The sequence below is a fragment of the Nocardioides cavernae genome (genome assembly GCF_013410035.1).
In the GTDB taxonomy this organism is placed as follows: domain Bacteria; phylum Actinomycetota; class Actinomycetes; order Propionibacteriales; family Nocardioidaceae; genus Nocardioides; species Nocardioides cavernae_A.
The window spans coordinates 509,251-526,743 of record NZ_JACCBW010000002.1 but is presented as its reverse complement, the minus strand read 5'-3'; the positions used below and the strand labels follow the sequence as shown (position 1 = coordinate 526,743).

The 17,493-nt window shown below is 73.0% G+C and carries 18 protein-coding genes; 4 read left to right on the top strand and 14 right to left on the bottom strand.

What is annotated here, in order from left to right; genetic code table 11:
- Positions 1 to 28: 28 nt before the first annotated feature.
- Positions 29 to 706, bottom strand: coding sequence for a histidine phosphatase family protein (locus F4692_RS10080; protein WP_179619528.1), 678 nt, complete (start codon positions 704 to 706; stop codon positions 29 to 31).
- A gap of 1 nt (position 707) precedes the next feature.
- On the bottom strand, positions 708 to 2,036 hold the full coding sequence (hemL, locus tag F4692_RS10075) for a glutamate-1-semialdehyde 2,1-aminomutase (RefSeq protein WP_179619527.1): 1,329 nt from the start codon (positions 2,034 to 2,036) through the stop codon (positions 708 to 710).
- A 182-nt stretch (positions 2,037 to 2,218) separates the two neighbouring features.
- On the opposite strand from hemL, the gene F4692_RS21560 reads away from it, so the two are divergent.
- Positions 2,219 to 3,454 carry a lytic transglycosylase domain-containing protein gene (locus tag F4692_RS21560; RefSeq protein ID WP_179619526.1) on the top strand — a complete coding sequence of 412 codons (1,236 nt, stop codon included), beginning with the start codon at positions 2,219 to 2,221 and terminating at the stop codon, positions 3,452 to 3,454.
- Between the two features lie 183 nt (positions 3,455 to 3,637).
- On the opposite strand, the gene hemB is transcribed toward F4692_RS21560, so the two are convergent.
- From hemB to F4692_RS10045, 5 genes are read right to left on the bottom strand one after another with little or no spacing between them, the layout of a single operon-like run.
- The gene (gene hemB, locus F4692_RS10065; RefSeq protein ID WP_308645244.1) at positions 3,638 to 4,633 is read right to left on the bottom strand and encodes a porphobilinogen synthase; all 996 of its coding nucleotides are present in this window, start codon (positions 4,631 to 4,633) and stop codon (positions 3,638 to 3,640) included.
- A 42-nt stretch (positions 4,634 to 4,675) separates the two neighbouring features.
- On the bottom strand, positions 4,676 to 6,331 hold the full coding sequence (locus F4692_RS10060) for a bifunctional uroporphyrinogen-III C-methyltransferase/uroporphyrinogen-III synthase (RefSeq protein ID WP_179619525.1): 1,656 nt from the start codon (positions 6,329 to 6,331) through the stop codon (positions 4,676 to 4,678).
- A 13-nt stretch (positions 6,332 to 6,344) separates the two neighbouring features.
- Positions 6,345 to 7,289 (bottom strand): hydroxymethylbilane synthase, encoded by a 945-nt coding sequence (hemC, locus tag F4692_RS10055; RefSeq protein ID WP_179619524.1) that lies wholly within the window; start codon positions 7,287 to 7,289, stop codon positions 6,345 to 6,347.
- Positions 7,286 to 8,584, bottom strand: a complete 1,299-nt coding sequence (locus tag F4692_RS10050) for a glutamyl-tRNA reductase (protein ID WP_179619523.1) — start codon at positions 8,582 to 8,584, stop codon at positions 7,286 to 7,288. Before F4692_RS10050 ends, hemC begins: the two co-directional genes overlap by 4 nt.
- The gene (locus F4692_RS10045; protein ID WP_179619522.1) at positions 8,581 to 9,249 is read right to left on the bottom strand and encodes a redox-sensing transcriptional repressor Rex; all 669 of its coding nucleotides are present in this window, start codon (positions 9,247 to 9,249) and stop codon (positions 8,581 to 8,583) included. The genes F4692_RS10050 and F4692_RS10045 overlap by 4 nt, the downstream gene beginning before the upstream one ends.
- 319 nt (positions 9,250 to 9,568) lie before the next feature.
- On the opposite strand from F4692_RS10045, the gene F4692_RS10040 reads away from it, so the two are divergent.
- Entirely contained in the window at positions 9,569 to 11,032 is a 1,464-nt protein-coding gene (locus tag F4692_RS10040; protein ID WP_179619521.1) for an HNH endonuclease signature motif containing protein, read from the top strand.
- 111 nt (positions 11,033 to 11,143) lie between these two features.
- On the opposite strand, the gene F4692_RS10035 is transcribed toward F4692_RS10040, so the two are convergent.
- From F4692_RS10035 to F4692_RS10005, 7 genes are all read right to left on the bottom strand, one after another.
- Positions 11,144 to 11,437, bottom strand: coding sequence for a hypothetical protein (locus F4692_RS10035; protein WP_179619520.1), 294 nt, complete (start codon positions 11,435 to 11,437; stop codon positions 11,144 to 11,146).
- A gap of 10 nt (positions 11,438 to 11,447) precedes the next feature.
- Positions 11,448 to 11,909 (bottom strand): hypothetical protein, encoded by a 462-nt coding sequence (locus F4692_RS10030; RefSeq protein WP_179619519.1) that lies wholly within the window; start codon positions 11,907 to 11,909, stop codon positions 11,448 to 11,450.
- A 53-nt stretch (positions 11,910 to 11,962) separates the two neighbouring features.
- Positions 11,963 to 12,289: an iron chaperone gene (locus tag F4692_RS10025; RefSeq protein WP_308645320.1), complete on the bottom strand. Its 327-nt coding sequence runs from the start codon at positions 12,287 to 12,289 to the stop codon at positions 11,963 to 11,965.
- 132 nt (positions 12,290 to 12,421) lie between these two features.
- Positions 12,422 to 12,808, bottom strand: a complete 387-nt coding sequence (locus F4692_RS10020) for an NUDIX domain-containing protein (protein WP_179619518.1) — start codon at positions 12,806 to 12,808, stop codon at positions 12,422 to 12,424.
- A gap of 46 nt (positions 12,809 to 12,854) precedes the next feature.
- On the bottom strand, positions 12,855 to 13,820 hold the full coding sequence (locus F4692_RS10015; protein WP_179619517.1) for an MsnO8 family LLM class oxidoreductase: 966 nt from the start codon (positions 13,818 to 13,820) through the stop codon (positions 12,855 to 12,857).
- Positions 13,821 to 13,835: 15 nt separating this feature from the next.
- Positions 13,836 to 14,075 (bottom strand): glutaredoxin family protein, encoded by a 240-nt coding sequence (locus tag F4692_RS10010; protein ID WP_179619516.1) that lies wholly within the window; start codon positions 14,073 to 14,075, stop codon positions 13,836 to 13,838.
- A 7-nt stretch (positions 14,076 to 14,082) separates the two neighbouring features.
- Positions 14,083 to 15,639 (bottom strand): class I adenylate-forming enzyme family protein, encoded by a 1,557-nt coding sequence (locus F4692_RS10005; protein WP_179619515.1) that lies wholly within the window; start codon positions 15,637 to 15,639, stop codon positions 14,083 to 14,085.
- A gap of 43 nt (positions 15,640 to 15,682) precedes the next feature.
- Between F4692_RS10005 and F4692_RS10000 the strand changes: the two genes are divergently transcribed.
- Both F4692_RS10000 and F4692_RS09995 read left to right on the top strand, forming a co-directional pair.
- The gene (locus F4692_RS10000) at positions 15,683 to 16,570 is read left to right on the top strand and encodes an HAD family hydrolase (protein WP_308645243.1); all 888 of its coding nucleotides are present in this window, start codon (positions 15,683 to 15,685) and stop codon (positions 16,568 to 16,570) included.
- A gap of 86 nt (positions 16,571 to 16,656) precedes the next feature.
- A complete protein-coding gene (locus tag F4692_RS09995) occupies positions 16,657 to 17,430 on the top strand; it encodes a sigma-70 family RNA polymerase sigma factor (protein WP_179619513.1) in 774 nt (257 codons plus the stop codon).
- The last annotated feature ends 63 nt before the right edge of the window (positions 17,431 to 17,493 follow it).

Below are 17,493 nucleotides of genomic sequence, written 5' to 3'. Positions count from 1 at the left end.
GCGGCAGCGAGGAGCAGGCGGGCGAGCTTCAGGGCCGCTCCTCCCGCGGGGCGCCACCGGCCGAGAACGGAGCGGAGCGGTCACCGACGGGGATGAGGTCGCCGGCGGGCTCGGAGTAGCGGACCTGGACCACCCGGTCGTCGTCGAAGACGACGCTGGTCAGCGAGCACAGGGTGCACTGACGGCTCCTGGGGTGGTGGAGGTAGCTGCGCTTCTCCAGGAACAGGCGGGTCGTCCAGATGGGCAGCTGGTGGGACACCACGACGGCCTCGTGGCCCTCCGCGGCGGCGCGCGCGTCGTGCAGCGCGGCGACCATCCGGCCCGCGATCTCGTCGTAGGGCTCGCCCCACGACGGCTTCATCGGGTTGTACATGTGGCGCAGGAGGTCGGGGCGCTTGAGGAACGTCAGCGCCCCGCTCCCGAAGTTGACGCCCTGGAACTTGTTGCCGGACTCGATCACCCGCGGATCGATCTCGGGGGTGATCCCGAGGACGGACGCGAGGGGCGCGAGGGTCTCCTGCGCCCGCTCGAGCGGAGAGGTGCGCAGGTGCACGATGTCGCGGTCACCGATCGAGTCCGCGATGCGGCGGGCCATGCGGTTGCCGAGGTCGGAGAGGTGGAAGCCGTCCATCCGGCCGTAGAGGACGCCGCCGGGGTTGTGCACCTCTCCGTGCCGCAGCAGGTGCACGATCGTCTGGACGCCCATCTCAGTAGCCCCCTGCGGTCGCTGCCGCGAACGCTGCCGCGGGCAGCGCGTCGATGATCGTCTGGACGGCCCGGTCGTCGTGCGCCGCCGAGACGAACCACGCCTCGTACGCCGACGGGGGCAGGTAGACGCCCTGGTCGAGCATGGAGTGGAAGAACGCGGCGTACGCCCCCGTGTCCTGCTGGCCGGCCTCGCTGAAGTCGCGGACGGCGCCGTCGCGGAAGAACACCGAGAACATCGTCCCGGCGACCTGCACGACGTGGGGCACGCCCGCGGCCTGGAGGTGCTCGGTGACGGCGGAGCGGATGGTGAGCGCGGTGGCCTCGAGCTGGTCGTACACCGCGGGCGTCGCCAGGCGCAACGTGGCCAGGCCGGCGGTGGTGGCGACCGGGTTCCCCGAGAGCGTGCCGGCCTGGTAGACCGGTCCCTCGGGAGCGAGATGGGACATCAGGTCGGCCCGCCCGCCGAAGGCGGCGGCCGGGAACCCGCCGCCCATCACCTTGCCGAAGGTCATCAGGTCGGGGGTCCAGCCCTCGATGGCGCCGTCGAGGCCCCAGCCGCCCTGCGCGGTCGCGCGGAACCCGGTCATCACCTCGTCGCTGATGAACAGTGCGCCGTGGGCCCGGCAGGTCTCGGCGAGGAAGGCGTTGAAGCCGGGGGCGGGCGGGACGATGCCCATGTTGCCGGGGGTGGCCTCGGTGATGAGGCACGCGATCCGGGTGCCGTGCGCCTCGAACGCCGCGGACACGGCCCCGCGGTCGTTGTAGGGCAGCACGAGCGTCTCTGCGGCCGCGGTCGCGGGTACGCCGCTGGTCCCGGGGACGGCGAGCGTCGCGACGCCCGACCCGGCCTCGGCGAGGAGCGGGTCGACGTGACCGTGGTAGCAGCCGGCGAACTTCACGACGAGGTCGCGACCGGTGGCGCCGCGGGCGAGGCGGATCGCGGACATCGTGGCCTCGGTGCCCGAGGAGACGAGGCGGACCCGCTCGACGGGGGTGCGGGCCACGATCTCCTCGGCGAGCTCGACCTCGGGCTCGGTGGGCGTGCCGTAGGAGGTGCCGCGGGCGACCGCGCCGGCGACCGCCGCCTGCACGTCGGGGTGGGCGTGGCCGAGCAGCATCGGGCCCCACGAGCAGATGAGGTCGACGTAGTCGTTGCCGTCGGCGTCGGTCAGCCAGGCACCGGAGGCCGAGGTGATGAAGCGTGGGGTGCCGCCGACGGCGTTGAACGCACGGACGGGCGAGTTGACCCCTCCCGGCGTCACGGCCCGGGCCCGTTCGAACCAGGCCTCGCTGGCCGCGGTCGTGGAGGGGGTGGTCGCGGAGGTCACCTCGCCATTGTCACGCAGGGCCGCAAGGCGTGCCCAACCGGCGTCCCGGGTGCTCCGGCCCCTGTGCACTGGCCCACACGGTGACTCCCGCGTAACTTGGGTCGCGAAACCATCGTTGTCGAGGTGTGGATGGGTCCCGACAGGGCACCATGGCACCACGACGTCCGAGGGGAGAGCACGACATGTCGAGTTCCGGCCGACTGCACCGCGCGACCGCCATCATCCCGTTGGCGGTCCTCTCCGCCGCGTGGACGGCGAGCCTCGCCGGTGGTGTCGGGTCCGCGAGCGCCGACCCCGACGGGTCGCAGACGCTGCCCGACGGCACCGTCCTCCCCGCCGCCGCGATCGAGGCGCCCGCCAGCATCGGTGAAGCGGTGACCCGCACCGCGGCCCTCACCCCGGGCTCTGCCAGCGACATCCCGCAGGCCGCGCTCTCGGCGTACCAGCGTGCGGAGGCCGTCATCAACAAGGCCGACGAGGGCTGCAACGTCCCGTGGGAGCTCATCGCCGCCATCGGCCGCGTCGAGTCCGACCACGGCCGGTCCGGTGGCAACACCCTCGACGACCAGGGCGTGGCGCAGCCGGGCATCTACGGCATCGCGCTCAACGGCAGGAACAACACCCAGGACATCGCCGACACCGACGCCGGCCAGTACGACAACGACACCCGTCACGACCGCGCGGTCGGCCCCATGCAGTTCATCCCCTCGACGTGGGCGGTCGTCGGCGTCGACGGCGACAGCGACGGCACCCGCAACCCGCAGGACGTCGACGACGCCGCGCTCGCCACCGCCGTCTACCTCTGCTCCGGCGACGACGACCTGTCCGGGGAGAAGGGACAGCGCGCCGCCGTCTACCGCTACAACCACTCCAACGACTACGTCGACCTCGTGCTGCAGGTGATGCAGGCCTACCTCGACGGTGACTTCACGGCGGTGCCCACCTCCACGCCGAGCAGCGTCACGTTCTCCCCCGACCCGACCACCTCGGTGACCGGCAACGGCAGCAGGGGTGGCGACGGCAAGGACGGCAACAGCGGCACGGTGGTCAAGGGCGACGACGACCCCTCACCGACCAAGGACCCGTCGCCGACGAAGAACCCCACCCCGACCCAGAGCCCCACCCCGACCAGGAACCCGACGCCGACCCCGACCCCGTCGCCCACGAAGAACCCGACCCCGACGCAGACGCCGACCCAGACCCCGACCGTGGTGCCGACGTCGCTCCCGACGCTGCTGCCGACCACCGGTCTGCCGACCGTGGTCCCGACCCTGCTGACCGAGGCGCAGGCCACCACCCAGTGCCTCACCCAGCTCGGGCTCAACGGTGTCGTGAGCGGGGTGCTCGGGATGCTGGCCCTCTCGCCCAGCCAGAGCGCGGCGCTGCAGTCGTGCGTCACCGGCCTGCTGACGCCGTAGGCGGGTCGGGCGCCGTACGCGCTCCCACGGGCGGCACGATGGACTTCCACCCGTGAGCGTGGACGTTCATCGCGGCCCCGGCCCAAGGGGCAACGTCCGCCGCACGTGTCCGCGATGTGGCCCCCGACCAGTCGATCCCGGGGCCACGTCCGCCGCACGTGCGCGGCTGCGGTGCGTACGCCCTCAGCGCGCGAGCAGCCGCGCGGCCTCCGAGGCCCAGTAGGTCAGGACGACGTCGGAGCCGGCGCGGGTGATCGAGGTGAGCGTCTCGAGGATCGCGGCCTCGCGGTCGATCCAGCCGTTGGCGGCGGCGGCCTCGAGCATGGCGTACTCGCCGGAGACGTTGTAGGCCGCGACCGGGATGTCGACGGCGTCGCGGACCCGGCGGATCACGTCGAGGTAGGCCAGGGCGGGCTTCACCATGACGATGTCGGCGCCCTCGGCGACGTCGAGCAGGACTTCGCGCACGCCCTCGACGGCGTTGGCGGGATCCTGCTGGTAGGTCCGGCGGTCACCGACGAGCGAGGAGTCGACCGCCTCGCGGAAGGGACCGAAGAAGGCGGAGGCGTACTTCGCGGAGTAGGCCATGATCGAGACGTGGCTGTGGTTGGCCGCGTCCAGCGCCTGGCGCACCACGCCGACCTGGCCGTCCATCATGCCGCTGGGCCCGACCATGTCGACGCCGGCGGCGGCCTGCGCGAGGGCCATCTGGGCGTACGCCGCCAGCGTGAGGTCGTTGTCGACCTCCCCGTCCGGCGTGAGGATCCCGCAGTGGCCGTGGTTGGTGAACTCGTCGAGGCACAGGTCCGACATCACGGTCAGCTGGTCCCCCACCTCGGCGACCACGTCGGTGATCGCGAGGTTGAGCACGCCGCCGGGGTCGATGCCGCCCGACCCGGTGGCGTCCTTGTGCTCGGGGATGCCGAAGAGCATCACGCCGCCCAGGCCGAGCTCGGCCGCCTCGAGGACGGCCTTCTTCAACGAGTCGCGCGAGTGCTGCAGCACGCCCGGCATGGACGAGATCGCGCGCGGCTCGTCGATGCCCTCGCGGACGAAGACGGGCAGCACCAGCGAGCTGGGACGCACCTGCGTCTCGGCGACCATCCGGCGCAGCGCGGGCGTGCGCCGCAGCCGCCGGGGTCGGACGAGCGGGCCCTGGACGTTGATCTCCTCGGTCACGGCTCCATCCTTCCCCAGCGGCGGTGAGCTGGTGCGGGCGGACTACTTGGCGCGGGCCTTGCGACGCCCCGACGCGGTGCGCTCGCTCGGGCGGGTGACCGGCTCGCCGGCCTCGAGCATGGCCGCGCGGCGGGCGGCACCGAAGTCGGCCAGGGCATCGACGAGGACCTCCACGTCGGGCGTGGGGGCCAGCACGTCGACCCGGAGGCCGTGCTCCTCGGCGGTCTTGGCGGTCTGCGGGCCGATCACGGCGATGATCGTCGAAGGGTGCGGCTTGCCGGCGATGCCGACCAGGTTGCGCACGGTCGAGGACGAGGTGAAGACGACCGCGTCGAACTTCCCCGTCTTGATCGCGTCGCGCACCGGCGCCGGCGGGGGCGTGGCCCGCACCGTGCGGTAGGCCGTCACGTCGTCGCACTCCCAGCCGAGGTCGATGAGACCGGCGACGAGGTTCTCGGTCGCGATGTCGGCGCGGGGCAGGAACACCCGGTTGATCGGGTCGAGCACCTCGTCGTACGGCGGCCAGTCCTCGAGCAGGCCGGCGGCCGACTGCTCGCCCGACGGCACCAGGTCGGCGCGCAGGCCCCAGGCAGCGATCGCCTGGGCGGTCTTGTCGCCCACGGCGGCGATCTTCAGGCCGGAGAAGGCACGCGCGTCGAGGCCGTACTCCTCGAACTTCTCGCGGACCGCCTTGACGGCGTTGACCGAGGTGAAGGCGATCCACTCGTAGCGGCCCTCGACGAGGCCGCGGACGGCCTTGTCCATCTGGAGCGGGTTGCGCGGCGGCTCGACCGAGATGGTCGGCACCTCCTCGGGCACGGCGCCGTACTCGCGGAGCCGGCGCGACAGCGAACCGGCCTGCTCCTTGGTGCGGGGCACCAGCGCGCGCCAGCCGAACAGCGGCTTGGTCTCGAACCACGACAACGTCTGGCGCAGGTCGACGACCTCGCCGATGACGATGATCGCCGGAGGCGCGATCCGCGCGGCGCGGACGTCGGCGGCCACGGTGGCGAGCGTGGAGGTCAGGGTCTGCTGCTCGGTCGTCGTGCCGACGCGGGTGATCGCGACGGGCGTCTCGGGCGAGCGGCCCGCCTCGACGAGCGCCGCGGCGGTCTCGCCGATGCTGCCGACGCCGGAGAGGAGGACGAGCGTGCGGTCGTCGGCGTACGCGCTCCAGTCGACCTTGTCACCGCAGGTGACGACGGCCATCTCCTTGTGACGCTTGGTGGTCAGCGGGATGCCGGCGTAGGCCGGGACCGCGCTCACCGAGGAGACGCCGGGGACGACCTCGAAGCCGACGCCGGCCTTCACGCAGGCCTGCGCCTCCTCGGGGCCGGAGGCGTAGAGGAAGGGGTCGCCGGTCATCAGGCGCACCACGCGCTGCTTCTTGCCGTGGCGGACCACGACCTTCGCCCGAGCGGCGTGCGTCAGGGGCTGACCGTCCTCGCCGAAGCCTCCGTCGACGATCTCCGGGCCACCCTCGAGCCCGTCGGGGCCCTCGACGAGGCCGAGGACGGTCCGGACCAGGTCGATGTGCTCGGGCGCCTCGGTCACGACGACCTCGGCGGCCTCGAGGAGCTCCACGGCGCGCACCGTCAGCAGGCCCGGGTCCCCGGGACCGCTGCCGACGAACGACACCCAGCCCTGGCTCGGGGTGGGGGTCGCGGTGCTGGCGTGCGGGGTCTGTACTCGCGTCATGCGTGCTGCTTCCTCACTGGTGGTCCCTGCTGGGTGATGCCGTCATCAGGTCTGCTGCTCCCTCGGCGAGCATGTCGCTCGCGAGACGTGTTCCGAGCTCTCGGGCCTCGGCGACCGGGCCGGTGGCGCTCATCCGTACGGAGAGGCCGCCGTCCTCGGACAGGGCGACGGCGCGCAGCCACAGCTCCTCGCCGTCCTCGCCCTCGACGACCTCGGCGAGCGCACCCAGCGGGGCCGAGCAGCCGGCCTCGAGGGTGGACAGGACGGCGCGCTCCGCGGTGACGGCTGCGCGGGTGGCGGCGTCGTCGAGCCGCGCGAGCTCGGCGACGAGCCCGGTGTCCGCCGATCGGCACTCGACCGCGAGCGCGCCCTGGCCCGGGGCCGGGAGCATCTGGAGCGGGTCGAGGACCTCGGTGACCTCGTCGAGGCGGCCCAGCCGGGCCAGGCCGGCGCGGGCCAGGACGACCGCGTCGACCTCGCCGTCGCGGACCTTGCGGATGCGCGTGCCCACGTTGCCGCGGATGCCCTGGAGCTCGAGGCCGAGGCCGAGCGCGGCCAGCTGGCTGACCCGGCGGGGCGAGCCGGTGCCGAGCCGGCTGCCGACGGGCAGCTCGCCGAGGGTCAGCCCGTCGCGGGCCACCACGACGTCGCGCGGGTCCTCGCGCACCGGCACCGCGGCGAGCGTGATGCCGTCGGCGGGCGTGGTGGGGATGTCCTTGAGGGAGTGCACCGCGAGGTCGACCCGACCCTCGAGGAGGGCGTCGCGCAGCGCGCTGACGAAGACCCCGGTGCCGCCGAGCTGGGCGAGCGCGGCGGTGCGGTTGACGTCGCCCTCGGTGGCGATCTCGACGAGCTCGACGTCGCGGCCCAGGCGCTCGCGCACGAGGTCGGCGACGTGGCCCGACTGGGTCGTGGCGAGCGCGGAGGCGCGGGTGCCGAGGCGGAGGGCGCCGCTCATGACGGGCCCCCTTCCGCGCGCTCGGCGCGCGAGATCGCGTCGACGGCGTCGGGGTCGAGCCGGAACAGCTCGGCCAGCGCCGCGGTGTAGGAGACGGCCGGCTCGGCGTCGGCGAGCTCCTTGACCCGGACGGTGGGCTCGTGGAGGAGCTTGTCGGCGACCCGCCGCACCGTGTGCAGCACCTCGGCGCGGGTGGCGTCGTCGAGGCCGGGCAGCCGCGCGGCGAGCCGCTCCATCTCGGCGTCGACCACGGCGGTCGCCATCGAGCGGAGCGCGACCACGGTCGGCGTGACGCTGGCCTGCCGGCGCACGGCGAGGAACGCGGTGATCTCCTGGCCGACGATGCTGCGGACGTCGTCGACACCGGCGGTGGCCTCGAGGCCGCGCAGCTCGTCGGCGAGCCCGGCGAGGTTGATCAGCTCGACGCCGGGCAGGTCGGCGAGCGAGGGCTCCACGTCGTGCGGCAGGGCGAGGTCGATGACGGTCAGCGGCCGGTCGGTACCGATGCGGGCCGCGGCGACGTCCGCGAGGCGTACGAGCGGCTCGGGCGCGCCGGTGCAGGAGATCACGATGTCGGCCGAGGCCAGCTGCTCGCGCAGGTCCGGCAGCGGCAGGGACGTGGCGGCGTACTCGTCGGCGAGCCGCTGGGCGCGGGCCTGCGTGCGGTTCAGCACGGCGATGCTGCCTGCACCGTTGCGCGACAGGTGGGCGACGGCGAGGGACGCCATCGCGCCGGCGCCGACGACCAGGGCGCGGGCGCCTGCGACGTCGACCGTGCTCCGCTCGAGGGCCGCCGTCACCAGCGAGGGTGCGGCCCGGTCGATGTCGGTCTCGGCGTGGGCGCGCTTGCCGACGCGGAGGGCCTGCTGGAAGAGCGTGTTGAGGGCGGGGCCGACCGTGCCGTGCTCCTGGCCGATCCGCAGGGCCTCGCGGGTCTGGCCGAGGATCTGGCCCTCGCCCACGACCATCGAGTCGAGTCCGGCCGCCACCTGGAAGAGGTGCGAGACCGCGCCCTCGTCGTAGTGGACGTAGAGGTGCGGGAGCAGCGCCTCGGTGGACTGCTCGGCGCGCGCGACGAGGAGGCCGGACACGTCCTCGACGCTGCCGTGGAAGCGGTCGACCTCGGCGTAGACCTCGAGGCGGTTGCAGGTGACGATCGCCGTGGCCTCGGAGACGTGGTCGCCGCCCATCACGTCGGCGACGAGCTTGGTCGTGCCCTCGGCGTCGAGGGCGAGCTTCTCGAGGAGCTCGACCGGTGCGGACTTGTGGGAGATGCCCACGACGAGGACGCTCACGAGACCACCTCCGAGCTCACGGACTTGCGCTGCTCGTGGTAGGCGAGGATCTGCAGCTCGATGGAGAGGTCCACCTTCCTGACGTCGACCCCGTCGGGGACCGACAGGACCGTGGGCGCGAAGTTGAGGATGCTGGTGATGCCGGCGGCGACCATCCGGTCCGCGACCGACTGCGCGGCGACCGCCGGGGTGGCGATCACGCCGATGGACACGTCGTTGTCCGCGACGATCGACTCGAGGTCCTCGAAGGCGCGCACGTCGAGGCCGGCGACGGTCTCGCCCGTACGGTCCCGATCGGCGTCGAGCAGCGCGACCACCCGGAAGCCGCGGCTGCGGAACCCGGAGTAGTTGGCGAGCGCGTGGCCGAGGTTCCCGATGCCGACGATGACCACGGGCCAGTCCTGGGTCACGCCGATCTCGCGGGCGATCTGGTAGCGGAGGTACTCCACGTCGTAGCCGACACCGCGGGTGCCGTAGCTGCCGAGGTAGGAGAGGTCCTTGCGCAGCTTGGCGCTGTTGACGCCGGCGGACGCGGCGAGCTCCTCGCTGGAGCAGGTGGTCGTGCCGTCGTCGGCGAGGCTCGTCAGGGCACGCAGGTACACGGGAAGCCGAGCGACAGTTGCCTCGGGAATGTCCCGGGCAGAGTCGGGGGTCCGTGCGGTCACAGCTGCTTCTTTCCAGTCCCGCGAACCTCGCGTGGACTCCGCCACTGTAGGAGTTTGTGAACGGGAGAACAAAACGTCGGGAGGGCGGGCTAGCACATGTGAGAAGACCCACCCGAAGCGGGGGTCTCCCGACTTGCATCCGGGGGCTCGGAGGGCGTAACGGAGCCCCCGTGGGCCCATGTGGATGGGGTCTGGCGAGGGCGTAACGCGCCCGCCATCCGGTGGTTGAGCAGGGCGCCCAGCGGCCCGGTCGGAACCCAGGCCGATCTTGACGCTCCACCACGGGCGGCTGTCAGACTATTCACATATAATCGAACACATGATCGAGGTGCTCGAACGGGACGCAGCGGAGGTCGACGACGACCTCTCCGCTGCCGGCCTGCTCGCGCTCGCTCGGTCCCGCAAGGCGGCCGAGGATCGTGCCGCGGCCGACCTGCTGGACGTCGCCGCCCGGTGGGCTGACCTGCACCCGCCGGAGTCGATCCACTCCGTGGCCACCTTCGCCGTGCCGGGGTGTGAGCACGAGGAGCCCATCGCGGGTCCGGGTACGCCTCTGGTGGCGGAGTTCTGCGTCGCGGAGCTCGGTGCGGTGCTCGGGGTCTCGACCCCGTCGGCGAAGCGTCTCGTCGGGCACGCGCTCGAGCTGCGCCACCGCCTCCCCCGACTCCATGCCGCAGTCCAGTCCGGATCAGTGCCTGCCTGGCGGGCCCGGTCGGTCGCGGAGACGACGATCCACTCCTCACCCGCACTCACGATGGAGGCCGCGGCCTTCGTCGACACCCAGGTCGCCGCGGTGGCCGGACGGATCGGGCCAGCGCAGCTGGACCGGCTCGTCGCGGAAGCCATCCAGCGGTACGACCTCGCCGAGGCGGACCCGTCTGCTGATCCGGAGGACGGGTGGCAGCACGTCGACCCCCGCCACGCCACTCTGCACGGCGAGGACGTGCACTACGCCGGGACGATGCGGTTCGAGGCTGAGCTCGACATTGCCGACGCCCTCGACCTCGACCGCGCACTCACCCACGGTGCCGCCACGATGGAGGCCCTCGGATCGGACGCCTCACTCGACGTCCGCCGCTCCGCCGCCCTCGGCGACCTCGCCCGCACCCAGACCGCACTCGACCTGTTCGCCCAAGGTGGTCGAGCAGCCCGCGCCACTGATGAAGGTGGTCGAGCAGCCCGCGAGGCGGTACACGAAGGCGGTCGAGTAGCCCGTGAGGAACGAGCGGGCGTATCGAGACCCGACCTCCCAGTCGCCCGCGAGGTCGTCCTCCACACCCACTTCAACGCCACCCCGACCCCGGACGGCCCAATCCTCGACGCCACCGGCCGCCTCGAAGAGGGCCAGCGCCTGGTCCTGCTCGACCACGTCAAGGACTGGTGCACCGACTCCCACACCAAGGTCACCATCCGACCGGTGATCGACCTGAACGCCGAGCTCTCCACCCCGGCCTACGAACCCACCACCCGCATCCGCGAGGCCGTCATCCTCCGCGACCGCACCTGCATGTTCCCGTGGTGCACAAGATCCGCCCGCCGCTGCGACCTCGACCACGTCATCCCGTTCGACGCCGGCGGACCCACGAGCACCACGAACCTCGCGCCGCTGTGCCGGACCCACCACAGGCTCAAGACCCACAGCTCCTGGCACTACGAGACGCCCGAGCCGGGGGCGTACGAGTGGACCTCACCCCACGGCCACCGCTTCCGACGCGACCCCACCGGAACCCAGCCGATCGACGCCGGACCACCGCCCGACGTCCCGCAACCCCGCCGACGATGACCCCGCCCCACACCCCGCCAGTCACCACGATGGCGGGGCCACAGGCACGCAACGCGCCGATCGGACGTGCCGACCCCGTCCCGTTGCGGCCACGCGGGCCGCGGCTGGCGGTCATCCCAACGACATGAGGACGACCGTCGCGCAGACGAGGGCGCCGGCCCCCGCCACGATCGCGCTGATTCCGGCGAGCCGGCTCCGTTCATCGCCCAGAGCCAGCATTCCCAGCACGAGCGCAATCACGGCTCCGACGACGGCGAGCAGGGTGAGGTAGACGGTCAGTGCGAGAACAGCGCTGACGATCCCGATGACGAGGCCGACCACACCCAGGCCGGCTGCGCCGGGCTCGGTCTCGTTCGCCTGGCTGGCGTCGTGCCAACCGGTCGGCGTCCGGGCGTCGTGCTCCACGCAGTGGAGACTAGGCCGAAGGACTGGCGCCCGAGGTCGATCGGCTGGTGTCCCTGCGTGATGCGCTCTCCCCACGCGCCCACGAACCCAGCACCGCGAGCCCGGCGAGAGGGACCAGCGCGGCAGCGGTCGCCACGCCCTGCACCGAGGTGAGGACCGACAGGACGACGCTCGCCAGCGCCAGCGGGAGGACGACCAGCCCCGCAGACGCCACGAGCAGCACGACGTCGCGTCGACCCGGCCGCCTCGGAGCCAGCACGAAGGCGGAGGCGACCGCCGCGACGAGTGCGCCGACCAGCCAGAGGAACCACGCCGCTCGCCATCGGTCCGGGTCCTCGAGCGTTCCGCACGGCGCGATCTGGCAGGCGGCCCCGGTGGGGAACAGCTCTGGCTGCATCGGCGCCCAGACGCTGGCAGCGGACATGACGAGGAAGCCCGATGCCCCCGCCGCCCACCACCACCACGGCCTCATGACGCCATCCTGCACGCTGCGGCCTGCTCTCGGCTCCTCCCGCCGGGCCAGGCTCAGGAGCCGGCGTGACGCCCCGACGCTCGTGCGAGGCGAGTGACGAGGTCGTCCGGCACCGGCTTGCTCGGTGGGAAGGTGATGCCGGTCTTGCTCGACCTCAGCCCGGCCGCCGCGATCTCGTCGTGGTGATCGGCGATGGCGGGAGCGAGGACGTACAGGCCGACGTGCTTGCTGAAGGCCGCGTAGCTCGCCACGACCGTGCCCCCGACCCGGAAACCCGGCATGTCGTAGGCCGTCATCTCCTCCGCCTCGGGGAGTGCCTCGCGCACGAGACTGCGGATGCGGTGGAGGACGGGGCGGAACGACTCGGACGCGGCAGCGATGTAGGAGTCGTGGTCGGTGACGGTGGCGATGGTGGCTCCTTCGCAGAGGGGCGAGCAACGACGTCCACGAGCCTCGCCCGTGGGCCGGGCACGTCACATCCTTCTTTGGGACGTGCCGGGCCGGCACCACGCTCACCCGCCGCCCAGCACCCGCACCACCGCCGCCCGTACGTCGGGGTGGGCGAGCGGTGGCAGGTCGTCGAGCCCGCACCAGCGCAGGTCGTCGTGCTCCTCCGGAGCCGCGTTACGCGCCTCCCCCACCCAGTCCGGCACGAGCCACGCGCTGAGCTGCGCGGTCCCGAGGTCCGCCCGGCACAGCAGGGTCACCGTCGTCGCGTCGACGGACACGTCGAGCTCCTCGCGCAGCTCGCGGGCGAGGGCGGCGCGCAGCGACTCGCCGGGCTCGACCACCCCGCCGGGCAGGTCCCAGGTGTCGGGGAACGCGTGCTTGTCGGGCCTGCGGTGGCCGAGCAGCACGCGGCCCTCGCGCAGCAGCGCCCCGACGACGACCTCGATCATCGGTCCATCCCAGCACCCGCCGCCGACACCGGTGTCGGGCCCGGCGTCAGATCAGGTCGCGCAGCATCCGGTCCGAGGCGATCAGCGCGTCGCGGTCGAAGGTCGACGAGCTGGCGAGCACCTCCTCGGCACCCGTCCGCTCGGCGAGCGCCTCGAGCCGGCGGCGTACGACCTCGGGGCGACCCGCGGCGGTCCGCTCGAGCGACGCCTCGACCCGCCGGCGCACCTGGTCCGGCCACGGCGCCGACCGGATGTCGCGCACCGGCTCGAGCGGCGGGAACTCGCCGGTCTGTCGCGAGCGGGCCATCGCCCACGCCTCGGGGAGGGCGAGCTCGCGTGCGGTCGCGTCGTCGTCCGCCACCAGCACGTCGAGCGAGACCGTCACGCGCGAGGCGCTGCCGGCGTGGGGGAGGAAGTCGCGGCGGTACGCCGTGAGCGCGGGCACCAGGTCGGGTGAGTCGAGGATCGGGCCGCCCACCACGACCGGGAGGCCCAACCGGGCGGCGACCTCGAGCCCGCGGCCGGTGGCGAGCACGTGCATCGGCACCGCACCAGTCGTGGCGGGGCGGGCGGTGATGTCCGCGGTCCCGTCGAGGTATCCGCGCAGCTCGACGAGGTCGTCCTCGAAGGTGTCGGCGTCCTCGTGGTCGCGCCGCAGCGCGCGGCGTACGGGCGGGGTGAAGCCGAGCGAGCGCCCGAGCCCAAGGTCGACCCGTCCGGGGTGCAGCGCGTCGAGGACCAGGAACTGCTCGGCCACCACGAGCGGCTGGTGCAGCGGCAGCATCACGCCACCCGACCCGATGCGGATGCGGCAGGTGCGCGCCCCGATCGCGGCGAGCAGCACGGCCGGTGTGCCGGACGCGATGCCCGGGACGGCGTGGTGCTCGGCGACCCAGAACCTGTCGTAGCCGGCCTGCTCGGCGTGCACCGCCCGGGCGACCGTCGCCTCGAGCGCCTCGGCGTCGGTGGAGCCGGCACGCGTCCGGGAGCGGTCGAGCAGGGAGAGCCTCACACCGGTCCCAACAGCTCAGGCGCCGAGAGCCTTCCGCAACCGGGTCTCGTCGACCCGCCAGAAGTCGTGCTGACGGCCGTCGACGAAGGTCACGGGCACCTCCTCGCCGAAGCGGTCCTCGAGGTCACCGTCGGTGGTGATGTCGACCTCTTCGAAGGACTCGCCGAGGTCGGCGCACACCGCGGCCACCACGGTCCGGGCCTCGTCGCACAGGTGGCAGCCGGGACGCGTGTAGAAGGTGACGCGGGCGCTCACGAAGGCCTCATTCGAGCAACCCCTGCGTACGCCGTCTCTCGAGGCCGCGCAGGCGTCCCTTCTGCACCTTGCCGGTCACGGTCAGGGGCAGCTCGTCGACGACCACGATCCGCGACGGCTGCTTGAAGCGCGCCAGCCGGACGATCGCGTGGGCCCGCACCGCCTCCTCGAGGTGGGTGACCGGTCGCGACGCGACGACGTAGGCCACCACGGCCTCGCCGGTCTCCGCGTCGGGCACGCCGATGACGGCCGCCTCGGCGACCCCGTCGACCTCCCGGATCACGTCCTCGACCTCGGTGGGGTAGACGTTGAAGCCGCTGACGATCACGAGCTCCTTGACCCGGTCGACGAGGAAGAGGTCGCCGCTCGCGTCGAGGAAGCCGACGTCTCCGGTGGCGTACCAGCCGTCGGCGTCGGGTCCGTCCGCGCCGTCGGGCCAGTAGCCGGAGAACAGGTTGTCCCCGCGCACCTGGATCCGGCCGGGGTCCTCCCCCTCGAGCTGTCCCCACGTCTCGTCGACGAGGCGCAGCTCGATGCCCGGCAGCGCGGCACCGACGGAGCCGACCCGCGGCTCGTGGCTGCACAGCGTGCTCGTGACGACGGGCGCCGCCTCGGTCAGCCCGTAGCCCTGGTGGACCGGGATCTCGGTGATCTCGGTGAAGCGCTCGATGACCTCGGGCTCGAGCGGCGCCGAGCCGGACAGCACGAGCCGGACCGGGCCGAGCCGTTCGCGCAGGTGCTCGTCGGGCAGCCAGTGCGCGAAGACGGGCGGCGCGATGGGCACGACGCTGCACGCCTCGTCGTCGATGAGGTCGAGGACCGCCTGGGGGTCGTAGTGCTCGACCAGCAGCAGTCGCGCACGGTGGCGGAGCACGCCGCCCAGGACGGCGTTGAGGCCGTAGACGTGGAACAGCGGCAGCACACCGAGCACCACGTCGTCGCCGTGCATCATCGGCGGCTCGACCGCCGCGACCTGCTCGATGTTGGCCAGCAGCGCCCGGTGGCTGAGCATCGCGGCGCGGGGGCGGCCCGAGGTGCCGCTCGTGTAGAGGAGGGCGGCGAGCTTCTCGGCGTCCGGCAGCGGCGGCACTGGGCGTACGCCCTCGGCGCGCAGCGCGTCGAGCGGGACCTCGCCCGGCCCCGGCTCGGTGCCCGTGACCACGACGGTCGGCGCGGCGAGGTCGGCCAGCTCGGTCAGCTCGGCCAGCGCCGCGCGTACGACCTCGACGGCGGTCTCGTCGGTGACCACCAGGCGGGTGCCGGAGTCCGCGATCATCCGGGCGAGCTCCCCGGACGTCGAGCGCGGGTTCACCGGCACGGCGACGACCTGCGCCCGGAGCACGCCGAGGTAGGTGGTGACGAACTCGATGCGGTTGCCGAGGACGAGCATCACCCGCTGCCCGGCGCGGACGCCGTGGGCGCCGAGGCCGGTCGCGATGCGGGCCACCTCGTCCTCGAGCCGCAGCCACGTCAGGGTGCGACCGCCGCTCTCGACGAGGGCCTGCCGGTCGGGCACGTCCGCGGCAGCCTCGGCCACCAACGCGGAGATGTCGGTGCGCGGCATGCGGGCGATCCTTCCACAGCCCGCCCGCCGCTACCCTGTGGCGGTGACCCCGCCCGAGCGTCCACGCCGCCTGAACCTGCAGCAGCGCTCAACCCTCGCGGGAGAGGCTGCGGCCGCGTCGGCCGAGGTCGAGCACGAGCTGCGGACCCCCAGCGACCCGGGTGCCGCGGCCTTCTTCGACGTCGACAACACGATCATGCAGGGCGCGAGCATCTTCCACCTCGCGCGCGGGCTGCACCGCCGCGAGTTCTTCACCACCCGCGAGATCGCGTCGGCCGCCTGGAAGCAGGCCTACTTCCGCGTCGTCGGCGTCGAGGACCCCGAGCACGTCGCCGACGCCCGCAACTCGGCGCTGTCGTTCATCGCGGGGCACACCACGACCGAGCTCGAGGAGCTCACCGAGGAGATCTTCGACGAGGCCATGGCCCACCGGATCTGGCCCGGCACCCGCGCGCTCGCCCAGCTCCACCTCGACGAGGGGCAGCGGGTCTGGCTGGTCACGGCGGCGCCCGTCGAGATCGCGAGCGTGATCGCTCGCCGGCTCGGCCTCACCGGCGCGATGGGCACGGTCGCCGAGCACGTCGACGGCGTCTACACCGGACGGCTCGTCGGGGACCTGCTGCACGGCCCGGCCAAGGCCGAGGCGGTCAAGGCCCTCGCCGCCCGTGAGGAGCTCGACCTCGCCCGCTGCTCGGCGTACTCCGACTCGAGCAACGACCTCCCCATGCTCTCGCTCGTCGGCGACCCGTGCGCGATCAACCCGGACGCCCGGCTGCGTGCGTACGCCCGCGCGCACGGCTGGCGGGTCCGCGACTACCGCACCGGGCGCAAGGCCGCGCGCGCCGGGGTCGTCGGAGCCGCCGTCGCCGGGGCCGTCACGGGTGCCGTCGCCGCCGGGGTGAGCCTGCGCGGGCGCGGCCGCGGCGCCTGAGGCCGTCTCGGGAAGTTACTCCCGGGTTCACAAGGCGCGCACGGGCCCCTATCGTGGATGATCGCTGCACACGGGGAGGGAAACCGATGCGGTCAACGGACGACCTGGGGAGTGCCTTCGACGAAGGCATGGACGCGCTGCGGCGTGCCGTCCTCGCGGTCCTGTCCGTCCGGCCCGTGCCGCTCGCAGCCGGCCACGTGCTCATGGCCGGGACCGCGACCCCCGACTCGGCCGTCCCCGGCGGGTCCCACGGCTCGGGCCCGGTGGGCGACGAGGGGCAGGCGGCGTCCTCGGAGGTCGACGAGGCCGAGCGCGAGCGGCTGATCGCGCTCGTCGAGCTCGCCCGGTCGGGCGACAAGGAGGCCTTCGGGCTCCTCTACGACCACTACCAGGCCTCGGTCTACCGATTCCTCTACTACCGCACCCGTTCCCAGACGCTCGCCGAGGACCTGACCTCGGAGACGTTCTTCCGGGCGCTGCGGAGCATGAACAGCTTCCGGTGGCAGGGCAAGGACTTCGGCGCCTGGCTGATGACCATCGCGCGCAACCTCACCACCGACCACTTCAAGGCCGGCCGCACCCGCCTCGAGATGACCACCGAGGACATGACGCCGCACGACGACGCCACCGAGGGTCCGGAGGGCGCGGTCATCGCCGGGCTCACCAACGAGGCGCTCCTCAAGGCGCTCACCGAGCTGCCGACCGAGCAGCGCGAGTGCCTGATCATGCGGTTCCTGCAGGGGCTCTCCATCGCGGAGACGGCGCTGGCCCTCAACCGTTCCGACGGAGCGGTCAAGCAGCTCCAGCTGCGGGGCGTGCGCAACCTGGCCAAGCTGCTGCCGGAGGGGTTGAGGGACTGATGACGTCCGATCTGCGCGCAGCCGTAACTCCTGCCCGGTCTTCTTCGTTCATCTGCGTGGGAG